The sequence below is a fragment of the Emticicia aquatilis genome (genome assembly GCF_014644295.1).
In the GTDB taxonomy this organism is placed as follows: domain Bacteria; phylum Bacteroidota; class Bacteroidia; order Cytophagales; family Spirosomataceae; genus Emticicia; species Emticicia aquatilis.
Genome location: NZ_BMKK01000009.1, coordinates 123,076 through 149,497, shown reverse-complemented (window position 1 = coordinate 149,497; position 26,422 = coordinate 123,076). Strand labels below are relative to the sequence as shown.

Annotated in this window: 28 protein-coding genes; 8 read left to right on the top strand and 20 right to left on the bottom strand. The window is 35.5% G+C overall.

What is annotated here, in order from left to right; all coding sequences use genetic code 11:
- Positions 1-292 precede the first annotated feature (292 nt).
- Positions 293-1,132: a VanZ family protein gene (locus tag IEX65_RS20085; protein WP_188768707.1), complete on the top strand. Its 840-nt coding sequence runs from the start codon at positions 293-295 to the stop codon at positions 1,130-1,132.
- A 38-nt stretch (positions 1,133-1,170) separates the two neighbouring features.
- On the opposite strand, the gene IEX65_RS20080 is transcribed toward IEX65_RS20085, so the two are convergent.
- The 3 genes from IEX65_RS20080 to IEX65_RS20070 form a co-directional block, all read right to left on the bottom strand.
- Positions 1,171-2,220: a hypothetical protein gene (locus IEX65_RS20080; protein WP_188768705.1), complete on the bottom strand. Its 1,050-nt coding sequence runs from the start codon at positions 2,218-2,220 to the stop codon at positions 1,171-1,173.
- A gap of 79 nt (positions 2,221-2,299) precedes the next feature.
- Positions 2,300-3,202 (bottom strand): ribokinase, encoded by a 903-nt coding sequence (gene rbsK / locus IEX65_RS20075; RefSeq protein WP_188768702.1) that lies wholly within the window; start codon positions 3,200-3,202, stop codon positions 2,300-2,302.
- Complete coding sequence (locus IEX65_RS20070) at positions 3,199-4,146, bottom strand: nucleoside hydrolase (RefSeq protein ID WP_188768701.1); 948 nt, start codon at positions 4,144-4,146, stop codon at positions 3,199-3,201. Before IEX65_RS20070 ends, rbsK begins: the two co-directional genes overlap by 4 nt.
- A gap of 176 nt (positions 4,147-4,322) precedes the next feature.
- Between IEX65_RS20070 and IEX65_RS20065 the strand changes: the two genes are divergently transcribed.
- From IEX65_RS20065 to IEX65_RS20045, 5 genes are all read left to right on the top strand, one after another.
- Positions 4,323-5,579, top strand: coding sequence for an alkaline phosphatase family protein (locus IEX65_RS20065; RefSeq protein ID WP_188768699.1), 1,257 nt, complete (start codon positions 4,323-4,325; stop codon positions 5,577-5,579).
- Positions 5,580-5,798: 219 nt separating this feature from the next.
- The gene (locus IEX65_RS20060) at positions 5,799-6,491 is read left to right on the top strand and encodes a TerC family protein (RefSeq protein WP_188768697.1); all 693 of its coding nucleotides are present in this window, start codon (positions 5,799-5,801) and stop codon (positions 6,489-6,491) included.
- A gap of 16 nt (positions 6,492-6,507) precedes the next feature.
- Positions 6,508-7,197, top strand: coding sequence for a response regulator transcription factor (locus IEX65_RS20055; RefSeq protein ID WP_188768695.1), 690 nt, complete (start codon positions 6,508-6,510; stop codon positions 7,195-7,197).
- Positions 7,194-8,549, top strand: coding sequence for a HAMP domain-containing sensor histidine kinase (locus IEX65_RS20050; protein ID WP_188768693.1), 1,356 nt, complete (start codon positions 7,194-7,196; stop codon positions 8,547-8,549). Before IEX65_RS20055 ends, IEX65_RS20050 begins: the two co-directional genes overlap by 4 nt.
- 307 nt (positions 8,550-8,856) lie before the next feature.
- Positions 8,857-9,063, top strand: a complete 207-nt coding sequence (locus IEX65_RS20045; protein WP_308424968.1) for a hypothetical protein — start codon at positions 8,857-8,859, stop codon at positions 9,061-9,063.
- 47 nt (positions 9,064-9,110) lie between these two features.
- On the opposite strand, the gene IEX65_RS20040 is transcribed toward IEX65_RS20045, so the two are convergent.
- The 13 genes from IEX65_RS20040 to IEX65_RS19980 form a co-directional block, all read right to left on the bottom strand.
- A complete protein-coding gene (locus tag IEX65_RS20040) occupies positions 9,111-9,950 on the bottom strand; it encodes a hypothetical protein (RefSeq protein WP_188768692.1) in 840 nt (279 codons plus the stop codon).
- Positions 9,947-11,074: an acyltransferase family protein gene (locus IEX65_RS20035; RefSeq protein WP_188768690.1), complete on the bottom strand. Its 1,128-nt coding sequence runs from the start codon at positions 11,072-11,074 to the stop codon at positions 9,947-9,949. Before IEX65_RS20035 ends, IEX65_RS20040 begins: the two co-directional genes overlap by 4 nt.
- Positions 11,075-11,268: 194 nt before the next feature.
- A complete protein-coding gene (locus IEX65_RS20030) occupies positions 11,269-12,660 on the bottom strand; it encodes an alpha/beta hydrolase family protein (protein ID WP_188768687.1) in 1,392 nt (463 codons plus the stop codon).
- The gene (locus IEX65_RS20025) at positions 12,657-13,235 is read right to left on the bottom strand and encodes a DUF1700 domain-containing protein (protein WP_188768685.1); all 579 of its coding nucleotides are present in this window, start codon (positions 13,233-13,235) and stop codon (positions 12,657-12,659) included. Before IEX65_RS20025 ends, IEX65_RS20030 begins: the two co-directional genes overlap by 4 nt.
- Positions 13,232-13,561: a PadR family transcriptional regulator gene (locus tag IEX65_RS20020; protein ID WP_188768683.1), complete on the bottom strand. Its 330-nt coding sequence runs from the start codon at positions 13,559-13,561 to the stop codon at positions 13,232-13,234. The genes IEX65_RS20025 and IEX65_RS20020 overlap by 4 nt, the downstream gene beginning before the upstream one ends.
- 132 nt (positions 13,562-13,693) lie before the next feature.
- The gene (locus IEX65_RS20015; protein ID WP_188768681.1) at positions 13,694-14,854 is read right to left on the bottom strand and encodes a serine hydrolase domain-containing protein; all 1,161 of its coding nucleotides are present in this window, start codon (positions 14,852-14,854) and stop codon (positions 13,694-13,696) included.
- 17 nt (positions 14,855-14,871) lie between these two features.
- Positions 14,872-15,462 (bottom strand): hypothetical protein, encoded by a 591-nt coding sequence (locus tag IEX65_RS20010; protein WP_188768678.1) that lies wholly within the window; start codon positions 15,460-15,462, stop codon positions 14,872-14,874.
- An 80-nt stretch (positions 15,463-15,542) separates the two neighbouring features.
- Positions 15,543-16,166, bottom strand: coding sequence for a DUF2306 domain-containing protein (locus IEX65_RS20005; RefSeq protein ID WP_188768676.1), 624 nt, complete (start codon positions 16,164-16,166; stop codon positions 15,543-15,545).
- Positions 16,167-16,252: 86 nt separating this feature from the next.
- Positions 16,253-17,368, bottom strand: a complete 1,116-nt coding sequence (locus tag IEX65_RS20000) for a helix-turn-helix domain-containing protein (RefSeq protein WP_188768674.1) — start codon at positions 17,366-17,368, stop codon at positions 16,253-16,255.
- Between the two features lie 93 nt (positions 17,369-17,461).
- Positions 17,462-18,091, bottom strand: a complete 630-nt coding sequence (locus tag IEX65_RS19995; protein WP_188768672.1) for a pyridoxamine 5'-phosphate oxidase family protein — start codon at positions 18,089-18,091, stop codon at positions 17,462-17,464.
- Positions 18,092-18,105: 14 nt separating this feature from the next.
- A complete protein-coding gene (locus tag IEX65_RS19990) occupies positions 18,106-18,741 on the bottom strand; it encodes a LysE family translocator (RefSeq protein WP_188768670.1) in 636 nt (211 codons plus the stop codon).
- Complete coding sequence (locus tag IEX65_RS19985) at positions 18,738-19,157, bottom strand: GNAT family N-acetyltransferase (protein ID WP_188768668.1); 420 nt, start codon at positions 19,155-19,157, stop codon at positions 18,738-18,740. The genes IEX65_RS19990 and IEX65_RS19985 overlap by 4 nt, the downstream gene beginning before the upstream one ends.
- A 4-nt stretch (positions 19,158-19,161) precedes the next feature.
- Positions 19,162-20,064 carry an EamA family transporter gene (locus IEX65_RS19980; RefSeq protein WP_188768666.1) on the bottom strand — a complete coding sequence of 301 codons (903 nt, stop codon included), beginning with the start codon at positions 20,062-20,064 and terminating at the stop codon, positions 19,162-19,164.
- An 88-nt stretch (positions 20,065-20,152) separates the two neighbouring features.
- Here IEX65_RS19980 and IEX65_RS19975 point away from each other — a divergent pair, with 88 nt between their 5' ends.
- Positions 20,153-21,619: an aminotransferase-like domain-containing protein gene (locus IEX65_RS19975; protein WP_188768665.1), complete on the top strand. Its 1,467-nt coding sequence runs from the start codon at positions 20,153-20,155 to the stop codon at positions 21,617-21,619.
- Positions 21,620-21,672: 53 nt separating this feature from the next.
- On the top strand, positions 21,673-22,407 hold the full coding sequence (locus IEX65_RS19970; RefSeq protein ID WP_188768663.1) for a class I SAM-dependent methyltransferase: 735 nt from the start codon (positions 21,673-21,675) through the stop codon (positions 22,405-22,407).
- Between the two features lie 35 nt (positions 22,408-22,442).
- Here IEX65_RS19970 and IEX65_RS19965 read toward each other — a convergent pair whose 3' ends face one another.
- The 4 genes from IEX65_RS19965 to IEX65_RS19950 all read right to left on the bottom strand — a co-directional run bounded on the left by IEX65_RS19965 (position 22,443) and on the right by IEX65_RS19950 (position 26,389).
- On the bottom strand, positions 22,443-22,955 hold the full coding sequence (locus IEX65_RS19965) for a GNAT family N-acetyltransferase (RefSeq protein WP_188768661.1): 513 nt from the start codon (positions 22,953-22,955) through the stop codon (positions 22,443-22,445).
- 4 nt (positions 22,956-22,959) lie between these two features.
- The gene (locus IEX65_RS19960) at positions 22,960-23,700 is read right to left on the bottom strand and encodes a hypothetical protein (protein ID WP_188768660.1); all 741 of its coding nucleotides are present in this window, start codon (positions 23,698-23,700) and stop codon (positions 22,960-22,962) included.
- A gap of 21 nt (positions 23,701-23,721) precedes the next feature.
- Positions 23,722-24,960 carry an AAA family ATPase gene (locus IEX65_RS19955; RefSeq protein ID WP_188768659.1) on the bottom strand — a complete coding sequence of 413 codons (1,239 nt, stop codon included), beginning with the start codon at positions 24,958-24,960 and terminating at the stop codon, positions 23,722-23,724.
- Positions 24,961-25,021: 61 nt separating this feature from the next.
- Complete coding sequence (locus IEX65_RS19950) at positions 25,022-26,389, bottom strand: OmpA family protein (protein WP_188768658.1); 1,368 nt, start codon at positions 26,387-26,389, stop codon at positions 25,022-25,024.
- Positions 26,390-26,422 lie beyond the last annotated feature (33 nt).

Sequence of the window (26,422 nt, the reverse complement as noted above, 5' to 3'; positions counted from 1 at the left end):
ATTTAAACTATTACGGACTTATTTATTATTTCTTTTTCTCAGCCTTACTTTTTGTCTTGACACAAAAAGTAACAAAAAAGTCAAGAAAATTTAAACTCGCTGTCGCTCGAACAGTAAATTTTCGGGCAGGGCTTCTTAAAAAAAGAAATGTTTTAAAAGTTAATGTACAAAAATAAATTGTTAAAATACTAAATTCATCACAAATTTTGAGGGTTTCAGAACATTCTTTTATTCTTCCTTTATTGAGAGATTAATTTTGGCCAAATAACTCGAAATATTTACTCACAAAACAATGACGAAGCGATTTCTATCAATATCTGTTTTCATAATCTATTGTGCAATCCTAATCAAGGTTATGGTCTTTAAGGATATGCCAACTATTAGAATAGGCCAACTCATGTTGAATTTTTCGGGAACAAACGCAGGTCATGGACCAAATTTTGTGCCTTTCAAGACCATTTTGCCTTATCTTTTGGGGCATAAAGGATTAATTATTGCGGGTGTTAATCTAATCGGAAACATCGCCTTACTTGTGCCAATTGGTTTTCTTGTGCCTTGCATTTACCAAAATTTGAAGTGGAAAAGCTTACTTCTTATTGCCATTATCGCTGGTTTTAGCATCGAAATACCACAGGTAGCATTAGGAGTAGGTATTTTTGATATTGACGATATATTACTAAATGCACTTGGTGTGATGATTGGCTATTGGGCTTTTTTGATTGTTGCTCGGTGGGTACGTTTAAAAAATTACAAAGCCATAATTGCTGCCACAACTCTTATTATTGTGCTTAGTGCTACTATTTTATACGCCATTTATCCGAAGGAACAGCCAGTAAATTTTAGAAAAAATGCTACAAATATGCGTACGGATAATAAAGATGTTATGATACAAGGTGATGACCCCTGTAACGGCACTGGTGGCACAGGACAGATAATAGAAGTTGGCAATAACTCAATAAATATCAGAAGAAATGATGGCGTTGTTCAGACTATTAAGTTTACCAATAATACTACAATTAAAAATTCAATGGGGCCTGTTTCTAAAGCTGATTTGAAGATAGGAAATAGAGTAACACTCGTGATTGACGAGACTGAAACGGCATCGCTTATTTTGGTTTGTAACTCAAGATAGTTTCGTTGCAGTTATGCTGTGCGAAGTACAAGTGTAAATTATATTTTAATCTTAGAAATCAACTCCTTAATTATCTCAGTATATTGTTTTTGATTATCAACATCAGTGTTAGGTTCCTTTTTATCATCTTTAACTACTTTATTTGAATTCAACAAAGTATTCGTAATTTCCTTTATGTTATCATCATTATTAGATAAAATTGAAAGCTTCAATAATATTATCTGCATTTCAATTTCGGTTCTTTTATCCTGTCGATTCTTTATATCACTAATACTATTTTTATAAAGTCTTAAAAAGAAAAATGCAATAACCTCTATTAAAACGATAATTGAAAGTTTTGGAAAATAATATTCGAAATAGCTAAAAATATTAATATTGTTTGAGAATGAATTTCTAACAACTTCTGAAGCTCTATAATCATAAATTAAAAAAACAATAGCGGCAATAGATATCAATGTACCCAAAAGAAGGTTTTGACGAGAAAAGTTAATTAGCCTTTCAATTTCTAAGTCATTTCGAGTATCAATATCAATAAAATGATTATAAACCAAATGAAATTTATCTGGAATGTTTTTATAACGATTCACTTGAATCTTGGCCATATCTTTGACAAAGTTGTTATCTATGTCATCAATATTGAGGTAATTTGTATTTATATGGTCATGTAAACTAGTTTCCAAGATATTTTTTTTATCATGCTCTTCTTCTGATATTTCGTTTGTTTTTGAAATATTTTCATTAGTAATTAAAAATATTGAAGCTAAAAAATGTTTGGAAGCATTAATAAAAAAAATAAGATATTGGGAAATGTTAGATGATAAAGTAGTAAGAAATAGGATTGATATTGCCTCAAAAAAAAGTGTTATGTAAAAATCATTCAAATTATTTTGGGCAAGCCTGTTATAATTGTCATATAAATTAGAAGCATAATAAACGGAAAACAAGAATATAAATATATTATCAGAAATTTTTAACACTTGACTTACTTTTGGTTCAATAGTAAGTCGAGTTTTAAGAAATGATATGACTATATTTTTACCAATATTTATTGCTACTACAAAATAGAAAAGATTTTCGAATCGCTGCATTTTAAATTTAATTGTTGAGTTTTTAACTATATGATATCTGAAATTAATGTTTTTTTTGATTTTTAACTAAAAAAATCTTTCACACCACCTCACTCCGCAAAGGAGCAGACGCTTGAGCACCCATACGAGTAACTGAAATGGCTGCTGCTTTACAGGCAAAATCAATGGCTTGCTCTAAATCATTTCCCTCAGAAAGTGCGACTGCCAAAGCACCGTTGAAGACATCGCCAGCAGCGGTGGTGTCAACAGCTTGAACGACAGGAGCGGCAATTAAACGATTAGTGGTTGAATTGTGCAAATATGCTCCTTTTGAACCAAGTGTAATAATGACATTTTTTATACCTTTTTCGTGGAATTTTAGAGCTGCTTGTTCGGCAGTTTTGAGGTCTGTAACTTTTATTCCTGTTAGTAATTCTGCTTCGGTTTCGTTGGGAGTGATGATGTCGAGATACTGGAAAACAGTTTCGTCGAGCTTTTGTGCTGGAGCAGGATTTAAAATAACTTTTGCTTCACTTTCATAGCATTTTTTGATGGCAAATTCTACGGTCGGAATCGGAATTTCGAGTTGAAGCAGAACCGTATCATTCGTCGAAATTTGTTCAATTGCTTTTGCTACTTCTGATATTTGTAAATTTCCATTTGCACCCGAAGCTACTGCAATGCTGTTTTCTCCTTTGGCATCAACCAAAATTAAAGCAACGCCCGAAGGATTTTCTACATCAGTAAAAACGAAATCAGTATTAATACCTTCTTTCTGAAACCCTTGAATGGCTTGTTTGCCGAAAATATCATCTCCAACTTTACTAACGAAAGTTACATCTGCCCCCAGTTTTGCCGCAGCTACGGCCTGATTTGCTCCTTTTCCACCTGCATTCATCAAAAATGTACCTCCAAGAATGGTTTCGCCTGCAGCTGGTAACTTCTCAGATTTTACAACCATATCGGTATTTGAACTCCCGATAACGAATATTTTTGGTTTCATCTTCCTAAATTCTGCTTTAAATAAATATCCATGATTCGCTTCAAAAACTCATCGGTGTTGATACTCACACCAATTTCTGCATTGGGTGTTTTGGTTTTATCAATGCGAGTATAGCCTTTATCGTCAACTTCAATAAAAACTTTTTCAGTTTTGAATAAATCGGGGTAAAGAGCCATTCCGATGGCTACGGCATCGAAAAGGGTAGGAGTAGCGGTATTCGACCAGAGAGTTTTGAGTCCACAAAGTGCATTGGTAAGTGGACTTTGGCGGTAAAGTAATCTTTCTTGCATCATTTTATCCCATTTCACAAAAGCGGTTATATCAAGCCCAGCATAAACGATGTTCGCTCCTGAATTGACAAATTTTTTGGAAGCTTCAATATCTACTTTAACATTCCATTCGGGGTTGATGGTTGGGCTACCGTTATACCCAATATAAAACGAACCAAACATAGCGATTACTTTCTTGGCCAATTTCAATACTTGTGGGTCTTTTTCGATAATATCTTTCATGTTGGTGACTGGCCCAACCGAAAAAAGAATCACTTCATTGGGATACTTGCGTAATTGTTCGATAATAAAATCTGCCCCTGATTGCTTAATCGGTTTGACCTTATTGAACCCTTTTGACCAATAATATTGCTCGGCGTACCAATTTGCACGTTCGTCTATGTTTGAAGTATTTCGACCCATAGCAACTGGAATCTGCTCCAAACCAGTTTCATAAAGTATTTTACAGGCCAATTCTGCACGGTCGTTGGTGCGTCCGTAGCAGGTTGTTATGCCCAAAATTTCAAATTTATCGGTGCTGGCCAACATTAAAGCTACTGCGTAGGCATCGTCAATGTCATCGCCTAAATCGCAATCAAGGATTACTTTTTGTTTTTGAGCTTGTACTGAAATAATTATCAAGCAAAGAATGCCAAGCAGAAGGAGTTTTTTCATGAGGTTTTGGTCAAAAATTATACTCAAATTAAATATAATTTTTTCATTGTTTAGTAATATTATTAACTCCATTTATGAATCCGATGAGAGATTACAAAAAACCTTTAATCTGAGATGAGCAAAGTTTCGTGTTTATCTCTATTTTTACCGCATAATTCATTCTAATCACTAAGAATATGTTCCCTTTTCTAAAAAGATTTGTTAACCTATTTGCTTTGCTAATACTGTGCAATGCTTTGTTTGCTCAAAATGCTCCGTTGGCAAGCGTTCCATACGTTGTCATGGTTTCATTCGATGGTTTTCGACACGATTATGTAGAAAAATACAATACGCCTAATATCAAAGAATTTATCAAGCAAGGTGCGGCTGCCGAAGTCATGCGTCCGTCGTTTCCAAGTAAGACTTTCCCGAACCATTATACGCTTGTTACGGGACTTTACCCCGGCAATCATGGATTGGTTGACAATACATTTTATGATAAAGGCCGAGATACCTTTTACTCAATTCGCCAACGTGCCAAAGTCGAAGACCCTTATTATTATGGTGGTTTGCCACTTTGGCAACTCGTGCAGCAAAATGGCATGAAATCGGCTTCGTATTTTTGGGTAGGCTCGGAAGCTCCGATTGGTGGGGTTTATCCAAGTTATTATCATCGTTTTGATGATACCGTACCGCACAAAAATCGTATCAACGCAGTTTTCGATTGGTTAAAATTGCCAGAAGCCGAGCGTCCACACTTGATGACGATTTACTTTTCGATGGTCGATACGCAAGGCCACGATTTTGGCCCTAACGGACAGAAGACCAAAGAGGCCGTTATGGAAGCTGATAGTTTGGTAGGGATGTTGGTTGATGGTTTGAAAAAAATAGATTTGCCCGTAAACGTAATCTTAGTGGCCGACCACGGAATGTACGAAATGCAAAACAAGCCTGAGTATTTTATTTATCAAGATGATATTCTGGCAGGCTTACCGAAAGACGATTTCATTTTTGTGAATAATAGTACGCACGCTAATATTTTCATGAAAAACAAAGCCAAAGAAGATTCAATATACAACGTAATTAAGGCAAGAGAATCGCACTTTAAAGTGTATAAAAAGGCCGAAATTCCTGTAAAACTACATTTTAATACCCACCCTCGCATTGGTGATTTATTTTTTGTGGTTGAGCCAGCATATAGTATTTATTCAAAAGAAGCATTGGCTAAAAAGCCCGAAACTCGTGCGGTTTGGGGCGTTCATGGATTCGACCCTTCTATAACACCCGAAATGGGAGCAATTTTCTACGCCAAAGGCCCAAATATCAAAGCGGGTGTAAAGATTCCTGCTTTTGATAACATTCATGTATATCCATTTGTGGCTGCAATTTTGGGTATCACTCCACCGAAAGTCGATGGTGATATTAAGGTTTTGGAAGGAATCTTGAAAAAATAAGCGTCAATCAATTTTATTTTCTCAGAAAAGGCTTAGGATATTAAAAATTCTAAGCCTTTTCTAATATTAAACTAAGATGGCTTTAATCTTGGGGTTGTACCTTTGTATCATCATAATAGGAGAAAGTCTTTAGGAAAAGTTCAGTTTTTAGTTTAGAGTAGGTGAAAAAGCAGTTGATTTTCGACTGCTTTTTTAATTACACATCATACCCAAAATCAAATGTTAGAAGTTATTATACCTTTATTATCATTAATTGCCTTAGAAGTTATTCTGGGAATTGATAATATAATTTTTATTTCAATTTTAGCAGATAAGTTGCCTGAGAACCAACGAAATAAACTACGTTATTGGGGAATTGGTCTGGCAATGGTGATGCGACTTCTGCTGTTAGGAATAATTTCGTGGATTCTTAAACTCGACCAAACACTTTTGTCAATTGTAGGAAAAGATATTTCTGGGAAAGGCCTAATTTTAATCGCTGGAGGACTTTTCTTGGTCTATAAAAGTACAAAAGAGATTTATCATAAAACCGAGATAAATGCTGATACCCCAGTCGAGCCTACCGCAAAAAGTAGTTTCGCTAAGTTGTTATCAGAAGTTATTATTTTAGATTTAGTATTCTCGATTGATTCTATCATTACAGCTGTGGGTATGGTTCAACAACTTTGGGTTATGTACACCGCAGTTGTTGTTACGGTGGGCATTATGCTGATAGCGTCGAGGCCAATTAGTGAATTTATTAGGCTTCATCCATCTTTTAAAATACTTGCTTTGTGTTTTCTGATGATGATTGGTGTATCTTTATTGGCCGAAGGGCTTCATTTTGAAATTCCGAAAGGTTATATTTATTTTTCGATGGCATTTGCCTTTTTGGTTGATATTATTCAGATGAAAACAGTTAAGAAAGCCTAACACAACGCACAAAGTCATGATAGAAAATAAGAAAATACTCATCGTCGAAGATGAAGCAAAAGTAGCAACTTTTATTAAGAAAGGATTGCAAACCCAAAATTTCGAGGCGGAAGTGGCCGAAACAGGGGGAGAGGCGAAACTGCTTTTTGAAGAAAACAGCTTCGACCTCATCATTTTAGATATTGGTTTACCCGATATGAGTGGTTTGGAGTTTTGTGAATATATACGTACAAAAAATACAAAAATCCCGATTCTGATGCTCACTGCATTGGGTACGGTGGCTGATAAACTATCGGGTTTTGAAGTAGGTACGGATGATTATATGGTAAAGCCATTTGATTTTATGGAGCTTTTGGTGAGAGTAAAAGCTTTGCTGAAAAGAACTGCCGAAATCGAACAGCCTTCCGAACGCCTTCAAGAAGCCGATTTGGAGCTTGATTTGAAAGAAAAAGTGGCCCGCCGAGATGGGCAAGTTATCGAACTTACGGCCAAAGAGTTTAGTTTACTCGAATACCTGATGATTAATAAAGGCCGAGTTGTATCAAAGGTTGATATTGCCGAAAAAGTTTGGGATATAAATTTCGATACGGGCACAAACTTTATCGAGGTTTATGTCAATTATTTGCGTAATAAAATAGATAAAGGTTTTTCTAATAAACTCATCCATACGATTGTTGGTATGGGCTATATGCTAAAAAATAAATGACGATTCGTACACGCATGGCGGTGCTTTTCTTGAGCATCTTTTCTATTTTATTGCTTATCTTTTCGGCCGTAATTTATTTTGAAAGCGAAAATTACCGACAAAAAGAATACAAAACCCGCCTGCGTCAGGAAGCCCTAACGGCTGCTACTATTATTTTTAATAAAAACGAAATCAGCCCCGACCTGCTCAAACTTCTCGATAAAAATAATGTAACAGCCCTCAATCAAGAAGAAATCATTATTTATGATGTAGATGATAAAGTGATTTACGAGAGTGGTTCCGATTCGCCTAATTTGAAAGCCGAAATTTTAGGTCAGATAAGAGAAGAAAGAGAACTTTTTTGGGAAGAAAACGGCCTCGAAATGTACGGAATCGTTATCCGAAATCGAAATAAAGATTATATAGTGCTTACTTCGTCAGTTGATAAATATGGCTTAGAAAAACAACGTAATTTGGCTTTGACTTTAGGCTTTTCGGCTTTTTTGTTGGTTTGTATTAGTGCCGTTACAGGATGGGTATTTGCTCGCCGAATGTTACTCCCGATTCAGCGAATGATTCAAAAAATTGATAAAATTCGTGCTTCTCAACTCAATCTCAGACTCGATGAAGGAAACAAAGCCGACGAACTGGAGCAACTTTCTATTCGCTTCAATCAGATGCTCGACCGACTCGAACACGCTTTTCAAACCCAACGCTCGTTTGTTTCGCACGCTTCGCATGAATTACGTACGCCCCTTACGGCTATCACGGGCCAAATCCAAGTATCGTTACTGGCCAACGATAATCCTGCCGATTTGAAACTCATGATTCAGTCGGTTTTAGATGATGTACAGCAACTCAATAAGCTTACTAACAATCTTTTAGACCTAACAAGTATTGATGCCGACGATACAAAATTCAAATATACACTTGTGAATATCTTGGAAGTAATTTGGCAAATTCGTACTGAATTACTCAAGAAAAATCCTGATTATAAAATACTTATCAGTTTAGACGATAATGCGGAATTAACGCCCGAAGTAAAAGGTAATGAAGGCTTACTTTACACGGCATTAATCAATTTGATTGAAAATGGAGCAAAATTTTCGCCCCAACATACGGTTGAGGTTAAGATTGAAATGGATGACGAAATTCTAAAACTCAGTTTTCATAATGAAGGCTCGATGATTCCCGAAAACGAATTATCGCAGATTTTCGAGCCTTTCAAACGAGGCTCAAATTCTCGTAATACCAAAGGACATGGCGTTGGGCTTTCGTTAACTCGCCGTATTGTGCAACTTCACAAAGGACAAATCAGCGTTGTTTCTTCCGAAAATGAAGGTACAATCTTCTCACTTTTATTACCCAAATAAATTCTAACACTTTTCTAATCTTAACTTAATTCTTCCCTAATATTGCTTGTCTACCTTTGCACTGTCATTCAAGAACGACATTTTTCATGAAGATAGTCGTTCGACATGAACAAGATATTATTCGAAAAAATAATTAAAAGTGAAGTTTTATGAAATGTACATTTGTCGATATGGCAAGTGATAATTTGAATCAAACTACGATAACTTTAAACAAGAAAAATTATATAAATATTCATTTCCACTAAGCACTCAACTTTAACCTTTCCCGAGCGAGCAGTGTTCGCTCGGGAAACTAAATCCGATACCTATGACAATGCTTGAATATAGCAAGATGATACTCGAAAAGGTGAGTTTTGAGCCTCGAATTTTCAAAAAAGAATTGCGAAAAGCGTTAAGACAATCGACTCAAGAAGAAATCAAGCATCTGATGAGTTGGTGTAGAGAGAAGTTTGGTAAAAGAACAACAAGTTTGAATGACAATAGCGTGGTGTTAGTAAATAAGTTAAATAAATAGTTTATTTTTTATTCAATTTAGTTGTAAATATAGGGGGACTTTGTCCCCTATATTTGTTTATTATCCTCCATTTGTGCAATGATTCTAAATAATCCGATGCTATACCCTATAATCGGAGAGACCCCGTAGCCCATAATCATTACAGGAAAATTACCAAAAATTGTAGCTATCAATAAAAAAGCATAGTAAGTTCCTAATGCTACTGCTAAAGTTTCTTTGTGGTAAAAAAAGAAAGGAAATAATAATAATACAAGCGATAAAACAGCAAGCAATTGATAGGTAAAACTTATTTTATTTGCCAGTTGCACTATTCCCTCTACATAATCTATCGGTAGAAGTTTATCAAGATTATACCAAGCCATCAATACAAATGTTATCGTAAATATTGTCATAATTATCTTATGGCTGGTACTTTTCAACTTTCTCCCAATAATCAATACTGCGGGTATCGAAAACGCCATGACAAGAGAAGCATCAGGTTGTAGAAAGAATATTATTGTTGTCAGGAGGCCAATGATTGAAGCATTTTTTACACTATCTAACTTATAAATTTGAATCAGTAATAATGGGCTTACTATCAAACCTGTATTTAGCCTCATACCTCCAATATTCACCCATCTATGCACATCGAGTACTGGTTTGCTCAGAAAAGTAGCAAGCAATAACAAAATCGCCCCAGCAATTAGCAAATATGTATTTACGGCACTAAAATTTTGTCTGAATCTTAGAAATAACAGCCCCAAAAATATAGAGACAAATACAAAAGCAATATTCAAAACCCATATATTTTGCGGAACTTGATGCCATTTCATGGTATAAACGCCTAAGAAAAGAGCTGGGAATATAACAAGTGTCAATAGCAGGGGCGTATGTTTAATCAACTTCATGGCTTTTGCTCAATGATTTTGTTTCTTAACTTTAAAAATGGTTTTTCAATGATTAGGTTCAGTATATATGCTGCCCAAAAACAAGTAAATATGCTGATAACAAGCATTAAATTGTGATTTATCGGATAATCAGCAAACGCTAAAAGTGTTAGGTGAATGATGCCTTTGTGAGTTAAATAGATTCCGTAAGAAAGGGTAGCTATAAGAGTTGTAAATTTTGAATGCCATTTGTATAGAAAACTCGTTGGACTAATTGCTCCCATTACCATAAAACCATAGCCCAAAGCAATCAACGGAAACCCAAATACCGAAGCATTAAAAGTTTGTTGGTCGATGCACAAAAAATAAGCTCCGATTAGTATAAGAATGCTTAGTGCGATTAATAAATTACCAAATTTCGATATTTTAAGCCAAAAATTTGGCAAGTAGCAATAAACGGCGGCAATAGCGATACCCACTAAAAGTCCATCTAAACGATTGTAGGTTGGGTAGTAAATATATTTATACCAATACATCCAACTAAACTCATCGGCCATTTTGGGTAAATATAATGAATCATAGCTATAAATTCGTACTGAAAAACCAAGTAAGAAAAATATTATCAACAGCCAATAAGCCCACTTGAATAATTGAGTTTTCTGTAGAAAAAACAATACAAAGGGCAATAATAAATAGAAATGCTCTTCTACACAAAGCGACCATGCGTGTGAAAAAGTACCATTATCTTTCAGATTTAAGTCGAAGTTTTGCGTAAATGTCAAGAATTTCCAAAGTGCTGGTAAAGCTTCTTTCTCTCGAAAAGCAGGTATTGAAAAATACAACCCAACGGTTACCAAAAACGCAGGAATAATTCTGAAGAATCGTTTGATAAAAAACTCTTTCAAAGAAACATTTTTGCCCTTTTTGATTTCAGAAAATAGCTGATAAGAAATCAGAAAACCACTCAAGACGAAGAATAAATCAACGCCCGTCCAGCCAAATTGTGCAAAATCTGGGAGCCATTCGGGCTGCCCTTTACTTATTATAAAATAGTGAAAAAGAAAAACATAAATAATAGCCAATGACCGAAGATGGTCGAGTCCATAAAATTTTTGTGGAATAGTAGAATTTAAATTATTGGTCATTTAAAATGCTGAGGTTACTGTTCATTTACGCTTGTTATGAGCTTTTATTTTAATGATTCACAACTTTATTTTCTTGCATATACTTGAAAGAATAGTGTCTTGATTTACAGTTAATTAGTATTGAAGATATTAATTGTAATATTCAATAATTGTTTGAAATGCAACTTGCATTTCAAACAATTAAGGTATAAAAATTATTTAGTTTTTTGCTTAATCCATTGTGTGAAATCTTCCATTACGAGTGGTGAAAAAGTTTGTTGAATTGTTGGATATTCGGCTGGACTTCCAGTCTTACACTCTTGAAATAAATGATTGAGTCCAGCGTATATCTTGGTTGTAACATCCTTATTACCTGCGTTTTTTGCTATCCTTTCTATGGCCGTTAAGTTTTCTTTAGCAGGAACTTGTAAATCCTTTTCACCATTAAGAGCAAGAATCGGACACTTCACTTTTGTCAAACTACTGGCAGGGTCATATTTTAAAAAATATTGCATCCATGGCCCTACTATACTTTTTACCTGTTCTGCCACAAAATCTTCATCGCTTATATTTTTAGGTTTTATTTCTGGATTTTCTTTAAGAACCTGACTCATATAAGTAGCCAAATCTTTCTTTAGTTGCTCATCATTGTTCGATTTTACGATTAGTTCAAAAGCCTTTTCATTAATTTTCTTCGACAATTCAATTTCTTTTTCACTTTCTCCATTGGCACGTGAAATAAGTTCTTGTTGCATCAATAAAAGTTTATCTCCTCTGATACCAGTTCCAGCCAGAAGTACAATAAATGCTACATTTTTATTATTTGCCGCCACTATCGGAGCAATCAGGCCTCCTTCACTATGCCCCATTAAACCAATTTGCTTAATCTCTTTGCGTGTTTTCAGATAAGCCACCGCACTTTCTACATCGCTTGCATTGTCGGCTGATGTAGCAGTTTTGAAAACACCTTTCGACTGCCCAACACCACGGTCATCAAATCTTAAAACTGCAATGCCATTGCGAGTAAGGTAATCCGAAATGACTAAAAACGGTTTGTGGCCAAGAAGCTCTTCATCTCGGTTCTGTGGCCCACTCCCCGAAATCAAGATAACCGCTGGAAAAACACCCTCTTTTTGAGGCAATGTAAGTGTACCCGCCAATGAAATCTGAGCCTTTGGATTTTCGAAAGTAACATCTTCTGAGTAGTAAGGATATGGCTTTTGTGGTTCTTGTGGGCGTTTTACCGCTTCAACACTCACGCCACCTCTGTTCAGTTCCAATGGGATTTCTTTACCATTTTGCTTAAAAATACCTATAAATTTTTCGTTTTGCCATTCGCCCATATATTCAATTTTCGCCACGGGTATTTCAAAACTTAATTTCGAATTTTCGAAAGTTGTTTTAGAAATAGCTATACCTTTTGCTCCTTGGTCGGGGCTGTCGAGAGTGGATTTATATCCTTCTTCGGTTTTCGAGATATTTACTACCACTCTCAGCTGTGTACCGCCTACTTTCAGTACCCCATTCCACGGACCTGTAATATCTTGTGCATAGCTTATAATAACAATAAGCGTGTTTGTTAGAAGAGTAAATAATAGCTTTTTCATGATTTTTTATTTTTAACGAGTTTTAAAAGAAATACGATAAGGAAATAAAACCCTACACCGAGCAATATAACCACAGGAATAAATGCACTCCCAAGCACTTCTTGTATTCCCGATTTAGGGTCTGTCATACCAAAAAAGAAAGTCTTTTCACCCACAAAAAGCCCTGTTTCTTCTGGGTATAGTATTTCCATAACTATAAGAATCGGGAAACACACCAACAAGAGAGTTAGCACAAATAATACGATATACACCAAGCCATTGCGTAGATTCAAAAAGAGTGCTTCGATAAGGTGCTTTAGGTTGAAGGTCTTTACTGCTTGGTCGATTTTTTTTGCAGCAACTACTTCTTTTAGTGTGATTTCGGGCGACCCTAACCGCTCTAAAATATTCAGCAGAGTTGAAGTTTCATCTTCGTTTTGGTGGTTTTGAATATACTCGAAGATATAACTGTTTATCTCCATCAAACAATCTTCTTGGTCTTCGTTTGATAAAATCCGAATCACCCTTTTACTTCGATTGATATAATCGGTATAGATTCGTTGGGCGTTTGTATTTTTAAATTCGATTAGTTTCATTGTTGTTGTATTTTTTCAATAATCTCTACAATACTTTTTTGCATTTCGGCCAAATTGCTTTTTCCTACTTCCGTAATGAAGTAATATTTTCTCGGAATCCCCGATTGCTGCTCTACCCACTTATGTATGAGTAGGTCTTCTTTCATTAATCGAATCAGCAATGGGTAAATCGTACTTTCGGTTACTTCAATTCCCAGAGAATCTTTGAGGGTCTGAATCAACTCATAGCCATAGCACTCTTTCTGATTGAGTGCCTGCAACACAAAAAAAGGTAGTAGCCCTTTTTTCAGTTGCGTATCCCAGTTTTTTAAGAATTCATTTTTCATGTAACAAAGGTATTGTAAATTTTTATATACTTTGTTATACGATGTATTAAAAAATAAAAAATACTGCCATATTTTTGATGACAGTATTGAAATTGAGGATGAACGGCTGAATAAATTACACAAAAATCAAGTTTAAAACACCATTTTTAAGGTTTCTACATCATATAAAGCCTTTTGTAGTTTCTTTGAATAACTATTGAGCATGATTGAAACGCTTATTTTTTGTTCTGGAAAATAATAGGCTATGCAATTAAAACTAAATACATTGCCACCATGTCCAATTCCTTTTTTGCCATCTATGTCGAGTTTGAAAAGTCCCAGCCCATAGTCTTTTATATAATTTAGGTCTTCTGGAACTTCTACATAAAAGCCAATTGGTAGCTCCATTTCGGCTACCGATTTTGCAGAAAGTAGTTTACCCGTTTTTAGTGCTTCCATCAAAATTGCCAAATCGTACGAATTCGAAATCAGTCCTCCATCGAGCATATCTTGGCCGCCCACGGCGTTATTATCAATTTCGGTTTGGTCAACCATCATCCCATTATTAAAACTATCATAGTAGCCATTCGACAACGAACTTGGTAAAGTTGTGCTGGCATAGGTATTTTTTAGTCCTAATGGACGAATAACTTTCTCGGTAACTACTTCATACGAACTTTTTTTAGTGATGTTTTCAATAATCAGCGATAATAGTAAATAATTAGAATTGGCATAGCTCCACTCTTTTCCTACTTCAAACTGAGCTTTTTTTCCATAAATCGACTTGATATTTTCGGCTGCTGATTTGTGTTTTAATGAAAAGTTTTTGATAGCTAAAATTCCACTAATTCCTAAATATTCATGAACTCCCGAAGTGTGTTGCAACAAGTTTCTGATAGTAGCTTTATCGAGATTTTCTACATTTTTAGTAACCTCTTCGGGTAAATATTTACTGGCTAAATCATTGATATTCAGCTTTCCTTCTTCTTGAAGTTTCAATATTGTAGCCGAAGTAAAGGTTTTTGAAATACTACCCATACGAAGTGTGTGGCAAGGGCTAAGATTAATATTATTTGCTAAATCGGCTTTGCCTGCTGCCGAACTCCAAAGTCCTTCAGGGGATTTGACTGTAATGCTTACGCCTACTGCTCCTGCTTGCATAAATTTGTCGATAATTTTCTGATACTGAGCAGCTTTGGGATGATTGGTGTTTGCTAAGCTACAAGTATTTTGAGCCGTTGATTGTGGTAATTCTTGCTCGCACGAAACCAATAAAAAAAGAGTTGCGATACCTAATAATTGAATGATTTTCATATCTGTAATAGCTTTTGTTAGTTAATCTTGATTTTGAGACCTGTACCTAAAAATGTATTAATACTAAATGGAATGAATATATCGCCCGATGGTGCAGCTACCATTACTTTGTAGTCGGTTGTGAGGCTGTACTTGTCTGAAATTGGATATTCTAAACCCAAACCTAACTTGGTATTGAGTTGAGCCTTTCCCCAGTGGGTAGTTGGTTGATATTGGCCATCTTTCAATTCATATTTTTTTCCAGCAAGTATGGCGTGCTTGTAGCCAAGTGCAGTTGTGAGATTTAACTGTAGTCCAAAACCAAATTTATAACCAATGCGATAGGAAGCATCGAGCATAATTGCGTGTTCGACTTTTCGATGATAATAGTAGTAAGCATCAACGCCAAATGCTCTTTGCCAATGATTCCCCGACCTTACTCGCAGGTCAGTACCAATATTGAAAGTGGGGTGAACAGGAAGTCTGCTGATTTTGGCAGATGGCAAACTACTTGTTTCGTTCAGAAAGCCAAGTCTTAAATTTTGAGGTTGAATTTGTGCCTGTATCTGTGCGATGCTTAGTAGGGTAATGGCCAGTATCATTAGGCCGATTCGGTTTGCTTTTGTCATAATTTTAAAAGTTTAATTGAGCATCAAAATTCACTCAATTAAACTTCAAAAACGCCCTTTCTTGTAAGATGCTACTTATTTTACGAGAGATTGATAGGTATTTTCTCTTCTCGATTTTTATTGACCCAATAGGCCACAAGTAAGTTTGGAATCCATGCAGTCCAAGCAATAATCGAGTATGATAAAATATAATTATCGGTAAATAAATAAGAAAACGGCACTGATAACCTAAGAGAAACGGCTGACAAACAGGTAGCGTAGCTATATGTCATGAAGTTTTGATGCTGAATGATTTGCTTTCTTCGGATTAATAAAAATCCCATAAGAGTTGTATAAAAATAAATACACGAAACCGTGATGAATCCAACGGCAGGAATCAAGCCTCCAGTCGCATAAAATCCGATATAAAACCCTGATAATGAACAAGCTAATGCAGAAGCCAAGTAAATCTTGCCAATGATACGATGCAAGCGAGAGTATTTTTTTAGAAGTATTGAGCTAAATTGAAGCCAACCGATAAGAATAGCAATGCCACCCGAAATGATGTGCATATATAAGAAAAACCACCAAGTTGTGCTGCGTAATGCTTCTTGGCTTTTGAGTTCTAAATAACCTTTACTAACGCCTGAGGTGAGATAAGTGATAGGAATAAAGCCCACTAAAAGAGCTAAAATGACGATGATAATCCAAATAACTTTTTTCATGATTTTATGTATTTTAAATTGAGTCATAAATTTGACTCAACAAAAAATATAAATCGACCTAACTTGTAAGGCGAAACCTTATTAGTTTAAAGCACTTGTTTTACGTACTCAGATGGGGATAAATCGGTTGATTTTTTGAAAAAACGATTAAAGGCTGATTTGGAGTTAAAACCACACTCAAACGCCAAAGCCAATAGTGTAAATTTTTGATTTTGAGGTAAAACTACTAATCTTTTAAATTCTTCGACTCGAAGGTTATTTATATAATCATAGAAATTTACACCCTCTATTTCGTTGATGATTTGAGAAAGATAATTTGGGTGAATATACAAACGAGCAGCTAAATCGGACAGTGTGAGTTCGGGTTCAGTGAATAGTTTTTCGGTAGCCATCATACTTTTAAGTCGTAGGTGTAAATCCTTCGTCATTACTTCGTTGAGTCCCGACTTAGCATATTTCTTTTTTTCTACATTCGATTCATTGATAATACTAACTAACTCCGTAATTGCCTCTTGCTCAATGTTTTCGGGTAATTGATTGGTGAATATGCCAACTTGTTTGATGCCAAAATATCCAATGAAAACCACGAATATGCTGGCTGCCGAAAAAATTAAAGTATCATCATGAAAACCTATTATCAGTACCCACATTAATGACATCGCATAAAACAAAAAACGTAACCAATTTAAGTTGATTTTTTCTTGATTCGAAAATTGATTCAATATGCTTTTTTTGTGTAGGCCTAATAAGCGATTGGTGATGATTACGTATAAAATCCCCGAAACGTTGAGCAAAAAACTTGTACAATCCATAACTGCTTCGTAGCCTTTCCCTTCATTTTGAAAAACAATCACTTTTTCTGCATTAGACAGTAAATAGAAAGGCACATGCAGTACAATAATAAAAACAGGAAGTATAAAATGTAGAAGCCATTTTTTAGAAGTAAAATTATGTGGTTGGGTTAGGGCCTCTACGTACAAGTATAAAAATACGCCATGAAAAAACGGAATGGGAATATTTAAGCCCAATAAAAATGGATATTTGAATATATTATTGGTGATAAAGCCATAGTATGAAGCAAGGTGCAATCCTATGACTATCATCCAAATACCCAAAATCACATCAGCTATGTTTCTGCCTGTTTTGGTAAGAATAATAAGTGCAAGAAAAAACGCTATACAGATTCCTATTAAGTAAATCATAGATGCAAAATATGTTTTACATCTATGACAACTCAGATGGGTTTATCCCTATTAGTTTCTGATTTATTTTGTTTGTAGAAAAACTACTACGGCTTATTGTAAGTGCTTCGGCAAAGGAATACTCGCACTAAATTCGTCGGCAATTGGAGAGAGTTTTTTGCTCGGAATCGGTATGATTCCCGACCAAATAGGCAGGCTTTTATCTTCCTCATCATCGTTGGGCATTCCTGTACGTAAGCGTGCCGATGCCTCCGATATATCAAAAACCAAAAGCATAGTTTTGTTCACTTCACTTGGCTTCATTGGGCGTAGATAATCCCAACTATTCGGTACGAGTTTTTCGGTTAATTCTTTGAAAAACAATGCTTTGGTTTCAAAATCATCAATTCTTTCGGCATTTGAAAAAATAATGACCGAACGATAATTGACCGAATGATGAAATGCTGATTTGGCCACAACAAGAGCATCTGTAAGCATTACCGAAATACAAACGGGTATGCCCGATTCGATTCCACGTAAGAAATGGCTACCAACCGAACCATGTATATACAATTTGTTTTCTTTACGGACAAAGGCCGTTGGGATAGAAAAAGGTTGATTATCAATCGAATAGCTAATGGTGCAAAACATTGCTTCGTCTAAAATCGAGTAAATCAATTCTTCGTCGTATTGTGTACGTTTCGGCATTCTGCTCGTAGTCGTACGTGGGGTTTGCTGTATCATAATTTTGCGTAGGTTTATTTACTTTTATCTAATGCCATTTTTAGTGCTAAACTCGTAAGAATACTTGCCATAAACCACTTCTGAATTTTCATCCAAATTGGATTTCTTGCAAACCAAATGGCGGTTTTGGCGGCTGTTAGAACAATAATCAAATTCACCGAAAAACTTACCATCATTTGAGTAATACCCAATTCGATACTTTGCCAAAAAACAGAGCCGTACTCAATTTTTATAAATTGTGGAAAGAACGAAACGTAGAAAATAGCAATTTTAGGGTTCAAAATACTTGTGAAAAATCCCATACTAAACAACTTCAATGGTTGGTCAGTTGGTAGGTCGGTTCTGGCCTCAAAAATATTCTGACTATTGGGCTTGATGGCTTGAAATGCTAAATAAATAAGATAGCATACACCAACGGTTTTAAGACCTAAATACACAATTGGTACAGCAAATAGAATGGCAGTGATTCCTACTGAAACCAAGAGGATATGAAATAAAAAACCAGTAACAATTCCAAAAAGAGATATAATTCCAGCTTTTTTACCTTGAGTAATTGAGCGAGAAATTAAATAAATCATATTTGGCCCTGGAGTAATAACCAATCCGAAAGCAGCTAAAATAAAGATTAAGAGGTCTTGTAGAGGTATCATAATTCAAGTCTAAAATGGTGGTAAACAATCTTCATTCCTTTATTCAGATAAAGTCGGTGAGCGTCATATCTTTGATGCCCCGAATCGAGGTGTACTGCTTTCAAACCTTCTTCTTTTGCTTTTTCAACGACATAATCAAACAATGCTCCTGCATAGCCTTTGCCACGAGCTTCGGGTAGTGTTGTGAGGTCGTCGATATAAATATAGCGGCCATCAAAAAGCGTTGTTAGGTAGCGAAATCCGCAGGCCGAAACTGCTTTATCGTTTTCTTCGATAAAAAGCAAACTATAATTTTCCTCTTTCATTTTTGGCAATAATTCCAAGAACAATTCGGGTGTGAGGTGCGGACGCAGTGCCTGCATCACATCGAAACATTTTAAGAAATCTTCTTTGGTTTGAGCGATTTGGATTTGCATATCATTAAAGTTTATTTTTTCCTAAATTCACAAATAATACACCCGATAAGATCAGGCTAAGTGCTAAAATTTGAACCAGTGAAATGTGTTCATTCCCCAAACTCCATCCCAACAAAGTAGCCACCATCGGGTTGACATAAGAATAAGTGCTGACAATGGCGGGTGGCTTGATTTTTATAAGCCAAACAAAAGCCAAAAATGTGAGCGTATTGCTAAAAATTGCTAAGTAAATGACTGATAACCAGCCATCAAGTCGAGTTTGTTGAATATTAAAACTACCCATTTCACCATTGAATATACTGATTAATAAACAGCATATTCCAGCAGCCAATAACTGTACAGATGTATTGGCATATACTGATGTCGAACTGGGTTTATTTCGGAGATATAATGAACCTAAAACCCAAAAAAAACTTCCCGAGATTATCACTAAAATACTCAATAACTGCATGTAGCTACTGCTGCTCATTTGAGTGTTGGTTTTAAAAATCATGAGCGTCGTTACGCCAATCAGCCCTAAGACTAAGCCAATGATTATGTGGACGTTAGAAAAGTAATACCGCCATTGTTTTCTATCTAAAACCACAAACCAGAAAGGGGTTGTGATGATAGTGGAAGTAAGGCTCGATGACAAGTATTGTTGAGCCCAAACCACCGACATAATTCCACCAATGAAAACAACACAACCCAAAAGTGCTTGTTTTAATAATTCCTTCGATTTCGGGAATTGGTCTTTTACCCAATAAGCATACACCATTAAGGCTCCTCCTCCAATAAAAAAACGAAGCGTTGAGAGTAAAAAAGGAGGGAATGAATGCAAAGAAATTTTTACAAATAGATATGTTGAACCCCAAACCAAATAAATGGCTGCAAATGCAAGGATAATTTTGAGTCTGAATGAAAACATATCTTAGGTTTTTCTTTTTCTGAAGCAAAATTACTTTACTTTTGGACTATCATTGTAGTCCAAAAATGAAATACTTAGTAGTCCAGTTATGTTGCCATTAAATACACTTATAATTGTCAAGAAAGATTCCAAGACCCCCATTTACCAGCAAATCATCGAAAGATTTATCTATTTGATACAGACTGGTACTCTCAAAAAAGGGCAAAAGATAATGAGTTCGAGAAAATTGAGCGAATTGCTTGATTTGCATCGAAAAACCATCACGATTGCCTACGAAGAACTGATTTTACAAGGTTGGCTCGAAACCAAACAGGGGAGTGCAACATTCGTAGCCAATAACCTACCCGAGATAAAATCAGAGAAACTCATTGATAATCCTGTTTTTTTGCCCAAAACAGCGGGTTTTAACTTTGATTCAAAGTCATTTTTGCATAGAGAAGTAGTTAAAGCATCAGATAAATTGCATTTAGATGATGGTTTTCCCGACCCTCGTTTAGCTCCTTTGGTTGATTTGGCAAGGGCTTACAGGAGTAATTTGGTTCATGGAAACTCTTACGTAAAACTTGGCTACGGCGACACCAAAGGAGCGTATTGGTTAAGACAAGAATTGGCCAAATACCTGAACGAAAGTAGAGGCTTGAAGATTACGCCCGATAATGTGTTGATTGTACGAGGAACGATGATGGGAATGTATTTGCTCACAACGGCATTCGTAAAGACGGGCGATTATGTGGTACTTGGCGAAATGACATGGTCAAGTGCTAAGATAAATTTTCTACACGCAGGGGCAAATATCCTAACGATTCCGACCGACGAAAATGGAATTATGGTTGATGTTCTGGAAGAATTATGTAAAAAACACCCAATTCGGTTAATTTACATCACTTCGCACCATGATTACCCAACAACCGTCACCCTCAAAGCTGACCGACGAATAAAACTCTTAAAGATGGCCGAAAAATATCGGTTTATCATATTTGAAGATGATTATGACTATGATTTTCATTATCAAAGCAAACCACTTTTACCTTTGGCCAGTGCCGACGAAGTGGGAGTGGTGCTATATTCGGGGTCGTTTACTAAAAGTATTTCACCAGCCTTTCGAGTTGGTTATTTGGTTGCTCCCGAAGAGGTGATTGAGCATTTATCTTACTACCGCCGCATCATCGACCGCCAAGGCGATACAATGCTCGAAAATGCCATTGCCGAACTCCTGCACGAAGGCGTGATTCAGAAGCACCTCCGAAAATCGCTACGTGGATACCGAGAACGTCGAGATTTTTTCTGTGAATTATTAACTCAAAAACTTAAAAATGAAGTCAGTTTCCAGATTCCAGAAGGAGGAATGTCAGTCTGGACAAAGTTTGATAAAAGCATAGATTTGGTAAAAACTGCTGAAAATGCCCTCAGAAATGGCCTTTATTTCTCTAATGGTTTACAACATAATTTGCCCGACTACAACATCAATTCTACTCGTTTGGGTTTTGCTTCTTCTACGGTTGAAGAATTGGAGAAATGTGTGGAGATTTTAGAGAAAAGTATAACCAAAGTTTAGCCTTTTTCATAGATTTGTATTGCACGAAATAGCCACTTTAGACCAAAATAGCCATGAATGAAAACTCTTATGATGCCATTGCTGAGCAGTATAAAAACTCAAAGCAGTTAGGTTTTAGAAAATGTATAGAAGAATATACGCTACTGAAATTAATAGGCGATGTAAGTAATAAGAAAATCTTAGACCTCGCTTGTGGAGAAGGTATCTACACCCGAAAAATTAAAGCATTGGGAGCTGCGAAAATACTTGGTGTAGATTTATCTTCGGAAATGATTAAACTCGCTGAGGCCGAAGAACTTAAAAATTTAATTGGTTGCGAATATTTAGTAAATGATGCCTTAGCACTCGGCAAAGTAGATGATTTTGATATTGTGATGTGCATGTATTTATTCAATTATGCCCAGACCAAAGAAGAATTATTGCAGATGTGTAAAACTGTTTTTTTGAATTTAAAATCGGGAGGCAAACTCGTTGGTTTTAATGATAACCCAATGAATAAGCTTGAAAACTACGCTACTTATAAAGAGTATGGTTTCATAAAAGCAAGCACCGAAACAAGAAACGAAGGTGATTTTGTGCGATATGTAATATTTAATCCCGATGGAACTGAATTTAGTTTCAATAATTTTTATTTGAGTCCACAAACCTATGAAGCGTGTTTCAAAGAAGTTGGTTTTAAAAATTTTAGATGGGAAGGGCCGTTTTTGGATGCAAAAGTAAGCGATACTGAATATTGGGATACTTTTTTTATCGACCCGCCATTGATAGGTTTTTCGGCTGAGAAATGAAACGAAGGAAGTCTTCGCTTTAAGCGAAGACTTCCTTAAAAACTTGTCTTACCAAACAACATCAACTCTTTTGCTTCTTCGCCAAATTTTATCATTTCCTCAAACTGCATTCCTATTTTTTTGATTAAACCAATAGATTTCTCGTTTTCTGGATTTACAATCGCTACTATACGCTTGATTTTCAGTACATTAAAAGCATAATCGAGTGTTGCAGAAGCTATTTCATACCCAAAACCTTTGCTGATAAGATTAGAAAAAAAAGCAAAGCCAATATCAATGTCTGGTAAGGTGTCACGTTTTATCAAACCACACATTCCGATAGCTTTTTCTGATTCTTTATCTATAACAGCATAAAACCCAAAACCATTTTCTGCATAGCTTTTCATACTGCCATTTAGCAAATATTTTTCAGCATCTTCAATCGAATGAACATTTCTATCACCGATAAATTGTAGCCAAGTTGGGGTATTGAGTAATTCGAGTATAAAAGCCGCATCATCAAGTGTAAATTGGCGTAGAATGAGTCTTTCGGTTTCGAGGATTTGCATAATTTTAGTCTAAGAAATCAGCAGGAACATATTTTCTAACACAATCAAGCGAACGCAGAAGCATCGTAAAATCAGATTTTCTTGATAAAAGGTTTTTAATTTTGCGGCTTGTTCTTATTTCTTCCTGTAAATTACCTTTCGCATCAAGCCACGCCATAATTGCTTCTTTTACATCTTCTGCTTTTTTTGCAATCAATAGTCTAACTTCTGCTGTCTTTTGCTTAGAATCAAAATCCCCTCCATTATGCACTTTATCAAGTAAATAAGCCGTATTTTTAGCTTTTATATTTGAATTGTCAAGAGGGTCAAAAAAAGCTACACCTCCCAAACCCAGTGTATAAACAATTTCTCTCTCTACATCATCATTCGGGTCGCATGGGTCTAAATAACCATCAGCGGGGTCTTTCTTAGGCTTTAGTAAATTAGCATCATGTGAACAAGGATATAAATTATCCCAATCGTATTTCAATTCTGGAAACTGTCCAAACGCTTTCGATTTAAAATGTTCAATATCCATTGCCCACGAATTGGCATACTTTTGTTCAGTTAGATAGCATTTTGAATAAAAATCACGGTCAAAAGCCTCCAAAACATCTGAGTTTCTATACGCACCTGCGTCTGGTTTGGCCGCCTTTTTTCTTGTTTCTTCATCGAGTAGATTATAATCAGCAAGTTGTTCTAAATATCCTCGTATTTCAGTTCTATCTAATGAAGTTGGGCGTTGGCCTCTCGTAACATTAATCATACTGGCAAAAGTGTTTTTAGATTATTCCGATAATTTAGCTTCTAATTCAAAACGCATCGTTGGCGAAATATACTTTTCATTTTCGTTTAAAAGTTCTTTTAGTTTTGCATTTCTTTGAGGTATATTTCCTCGATATTCTTTAATGATAGCATTAAACTTATCAAAAATACCATCAGCTACATTAGAAAACTCATTATCTAAGCCAAAATGAGAAACCATTAATTCTGAGAAACTCTTGCCAACGGCTTCATCTGACATGACTTCTTTACTCGTTAAATCAAAAACTGTTACATTTTTTATACTCGAAATTACGGCAGGGGAGTGGGTTGCTACAATAAACTGAACGTTCGGAAAGAGTTTGGTCAGAATCGGTAAAACTTGGTATTGCAAAGAAAGATGCAAATGAGTTTCGGGTTCATCAATCAATACAATTCCACAGGGGTCATAAGTGAAATTTCCTACGGATTTTCTGATTAAATCTAAACGAGTAAATAAATCCATTAAGATGCTCAAAAATGCAGAAAAACCATCGGGGAGTATATCAAAAGTAAGTTGCCTTCCATCGTTTAGTTGAATAAAAAATTCGTAAGAGTCTTCTACAAAAATTAGCTTCAAGTTTTTGTCTTCAAAAATTTCACCAAAAATGCTTTCTATTCCTTCAAAAAAAGTATTGGTTTTTTCAATTTCTTCTTTATTGTTCCTCAATTGGGCAAAAGCTTGATTTACTTTCCTATTGACTAAAAACTGTTTAAAGTTTTTGATAAAATACTCAGAAGATGTTTTATTTTGAGTCAACTGTCTCTCAAACTCATCTTGTTTAGTTGGACTTAAAACATTGTTTACCTTACTATTTCTAATAGGTGATAAGTAAGAGTAAATAAATCGTTTTCTATTATTAAAATAAACATTATCTTGAATAGAAAAAGTTATGAGTAACCTTCCAAAGGTTTTCAATATATTTTTTAGGTCGTTTGCCTGTGATTGGTTTGAAGTTGGATTAGAATTTTCTAATCTTTTAATTTCTTTTTTTAATTTATTAATACTATCATTCAATTCAATATTTTCATTGTTATGGAATAAGCTTGTTATGTGTAAATCTAAATTTTTTAAAATCGTACTCTTCCCTGAACCATTTTTTCCAGTTAGAATCAAATGGCTAAATGGTTGATGTTTTACTAAATCAATATCAAAGTTTTGATATGTATAACAATCATTTACATGTATAGATGTAATGTATGGAAATTCCGCTGGTGTAATCATAATACTCGTATTTTTTTACAAAAATAGGCTATTTCCTATAATTTTTTAAATTTATACCCCTTTAGGGGTTAGGGGCATAAAACCTCAACTCAACCCTACGGTTGCGTTGTCGGGCATCTTCGGTGTCGCTGTCGGCTTGTTTGCCTCCGTTGCCTTTGAGCTTTATTCGCTTGTCGTTAATGCCTTTATTAAACAAAAAACTCGAAATTACTTTTGCCCTAAATTCTGATAAATACTGATTTTGTCGGGCATCGCCCACGTTATCTGCATAGCCCGTAATCTCAATATTTACATCAGGCGAATCAATTAGTTGTTTGCTTATTTCTTCTAAAATTTGTTTCGATTCTGGCTTCAGAGCATAGCTACTCTGGTCGAAAAATAGTGTTTTGCTTTCTAAACTAAATGCTTTTTTCTCGGCGGTGTAGGCTTGTTTTTCAACCGTAACCACTTTTGTTTGTGGCAATATTTGCGTAGGCCGCTCGCTTAAACTTACCTGCTTTTGCTGTTTTGGGTCGAGAACCATTAATACTTGATTGATACCTTCAACTGCCAAAAACTCTCTAACGACCTCTTTATCAGTATTTGAATTGATTGAGATTTTATAACTGCCGCCCGTTTTGAGTTGCCCCAAATACATCTCATTTGTTTTTGATAATACTATTTGTTTTTGCGTGCCGTTGGCTACCTCAAAGACATTTACATTCTGTAGGTTGGCTTCGTTTTTGATGATGAGGTTCAGAAACGAAATTTTCTTGATGAGTTTGGCGGTGTTTTCGTGTACTGTTTCGTCAAAAGTTTCAATATCAATTTCACTCAAAAATTTTTGGTAGCCCTCAGCAATTACCTCAACCATCAAATGCTCTCTTTCTGTAAAATTGTGGTCGAAAACCGTTGCTTCTCGAGATGTTGTTTTATTAATTACATTGTTTTTATAGCTTCCCGTGAGACGAAATTGGGCTGGTATGGCTTTATTTTCTATTGCATCAACGGCCTGAAAAACTTGTTTGTTTTTCGGAATTCCATTGTCTTTTTCGTCTTCTTTTTCTTTTTTCTGTTCAGAAAACTCCAGCAGAAGTTGGTTGATTTTAGATTTGCCATTAAAGACCAACGGAATCTCGACAAAAGCAGTCGATTCGCTCAAGTTATCCAGATTCAACAATACATTTGAAACAATATATCCATCTGTTTTTGCTTGAAAAACGCATTGTTTCGGAAAAGTCTTTAACTCAAAACTGCCATCTCCTTTAGCATTAGATTCTTGCGTATTTAATTGACTATCAGTATAAATGATTTTTATTTGAGCCGCCAACGGCATCTTGCTTTTATGGTCTCTGATTTTGCCTTTTAGTGTAACAGATTGGTTTTCTTGACATACCGCCGATGTGCCGAACATCGTCAGTAATATCAAAATAATTGAGCAACTTTTCATTGGTTAGGTTAGTGTATTTTAAACTTTTATGGT

Excerpts from the sequence above, each read along its gene's own strand:
- IEX65_RS20020 (WP_188768683.1), bottom strand. The coding sequence starts at position 13,561 with ATGAAAAATGAATTCTTAAAAAACTGGGATACGCAACTGAAAAAAGGG.
- IEX65_RS19955 (WP_188768659.1), bottom strand. The coding sequence starts at position 24,960 with ATGATTACACCAGCGGAATTTCCATACATTACATCTATACATGTAAAT.
- IEX65_RS20050 (WP_188768693.1), top strand. The coding sequence starts at position 7,194 with ATGACGATTCGTACACGCATGGCGGTGCTTTTCTTGAGCATCTTTTCT.
- IEX65_RS19985 (WP_188768668.1), bottom strand. The coding sequence starts at position 19,157 with ATGCAAATCCAAATCGCTCAAACCAAAGAAGATTTCTTAAAATGTTTC.
- IEX65_RS20035 (WP_188768690.1), bottom strand. The coding sequence starts at position 11,074 with ATGACCAATAATTTAAATTCTACTATTCCACAAAAATTTTATGGACTC.
- IEX65_RS19970 (WP_188768663.1), top strand. The coding sequence starts at position 21,673 with ATGAATGAAAACTCTTATGATGCCATTGCTGAGCAGTATAAAAACTCA.
- IEX65_RS19995 (WP_188768672.1), bottom strand. The coding sequence starts at position 18,091 with ATGATACAGCAAACCCCACGTACGACTACGAGCAGAATGCCGAAACGT.
- IEX65_RS20025 (WP_188768685.1), bottom strand. The coding sequence starts at position 13,235 with ATGAAACTAATCGAATTTAAAAATACAAACGCCCAACGAATCTATACC.
- IEX65_RS20080 (WP_188768705.1), bottom strand. The coding sequence starts at position 2,220 with ATGCAGCGATTCGAAAATCTTTTCTATTTTGTAGTAGCAATAAATATT.
- IEX65_RS20065 (WP_188768699.1), top strand. The coding sequence starts at position 4,323 with ATGTTCCCTTTTCTAAAAAGATTTGTTAACCTATTTGCTTTGCTAATA.
- IEX65_RS20040 (WP_188768692.1), bottom strand. The coding sequence starts at position 9,950 with ATGAAGTTGATTAAACATACGCCCCTGCTATTGACACTTGTTATATTC.
- IEX65_RS19965 (WP_188768661.1), bottom strand. The coding sequence starts at position 22,955 with ATGCAAATCCTCGAAACCGAAAGACTCATTCTACGCCAATTTACACTT.
- IEX65_RS20055 (WP_188768695.1), top strand. The coding sequence starts at position 6,508 with ATGATAGAAAATAAGAAAATACTCATCGTCGAAGATGAAGCAAAAGTA.
- IEX65_RS20085 (WP_188768707.1), top strand. The coding sequence starts at position 293 with ATGACGAAGCGATTTCTATCAATATCTGTTTTCATAATCTATTGTGCA.
- IEX65_RS19975 (WP_188768665.1), top strand. The coding sequence starts at position 20,153 with ATGTTGCCATTAAATACACTTATAATTGTCAAGAAAGATTCCAAGACC.
- IEX65_RS20030 (WP_188768687.1), bottom strand. The coding sequence starts at position 12,660 with ATGAAAAAGCTATTATTTACTCTTCTAACAAACACGCTTATTGTTATT.
- IEX65_RS19960 (WP_188768660.1), bottom strand. The coding sequence starts at position 23,700 with ATGATTAATGTTACGAGAGGCCAACGCCCAACTTCATTAGATAGAACT.
- IEX65_RS20005 (WP_188768676.1), bottom strand. The coding sequence starts at position 16,166 with ATGAAAAAAGTTATTTGGATTATCATCGTCATTTTAGCTCTTTTAGTG.
- IEX65_RS19990 (WP_188768670.1), bottom strand. The coding sequence starts at position 18,741 with ATGATACCTCTACAAGACCTCTTAATCTTTATTTTAGCTGCTTTCGGA.
- rbsK (WP_188768702.1), bottom strand. The coding sequence starts at position 3,202 with ATGAAACCAAAAATATTCGTTATCGGGAGTTCAAATACCGATATGGTT.
- IEX65_RS19980 (WP_188768666.1), bottom strand. The coding sequence starts at position 20,064 with ATGTTTTCATTCAGACTCAAAATTATCCTTGCATTTGCAGCCATTTAT.
- IEX65_RS20070 (WP_188768701.1), bottom strand. The coding sequence starts at position 4,146 with ATGAAAAAACTCCTTCTGCTTGGCATTCTTTGCTTGATAATTATTTCA.
- IEX65_RS19950 (WP_188768658.1), bottom strand. The coding sequence starts at position 26,389 with ATGAAAAGTTGCTCAATTATTTTGATATTACTGACGATGTTCGGCACA.
- IEX65_RS20045 (WP_308424968.1), top strand. The coding sequence starts at position 8,857 with ATGACAATGCTTGAATATAGCAAGATGATACTCGAAAAGGTGAGTTTT.
- IEX65_RS20015 (WP_188768681.1), bottom strand. The coding sequence starts at position 14,854 with ATGAAAATCATTCAATTATTAGGTATCGCAACTCTTTTTTTATTGGTT.
- IEX65_RS20000 (WP_188768674.1), bottom strand. The coding sequence starts at position 17,368 with ATGATTTACTTAATAGGAATCTGTATAGCGTTTTTTCTTGCACTTATT.
- IEX65_RS20010 (WP_188768678.1), bottom strand. The coding sequence starts at position 15,462 with ATGACAAAAGCAAACCGAATCGGCCTAATGATACTGGCCATTACCCTA.
- IEX65_RS20060 (WP_188768697.1), top strand. The coding sequence starts at position 5,799 with ATGTTAGAAGTTATTATACCTTTATTATCATTAATTGCCTTAGAAGTT.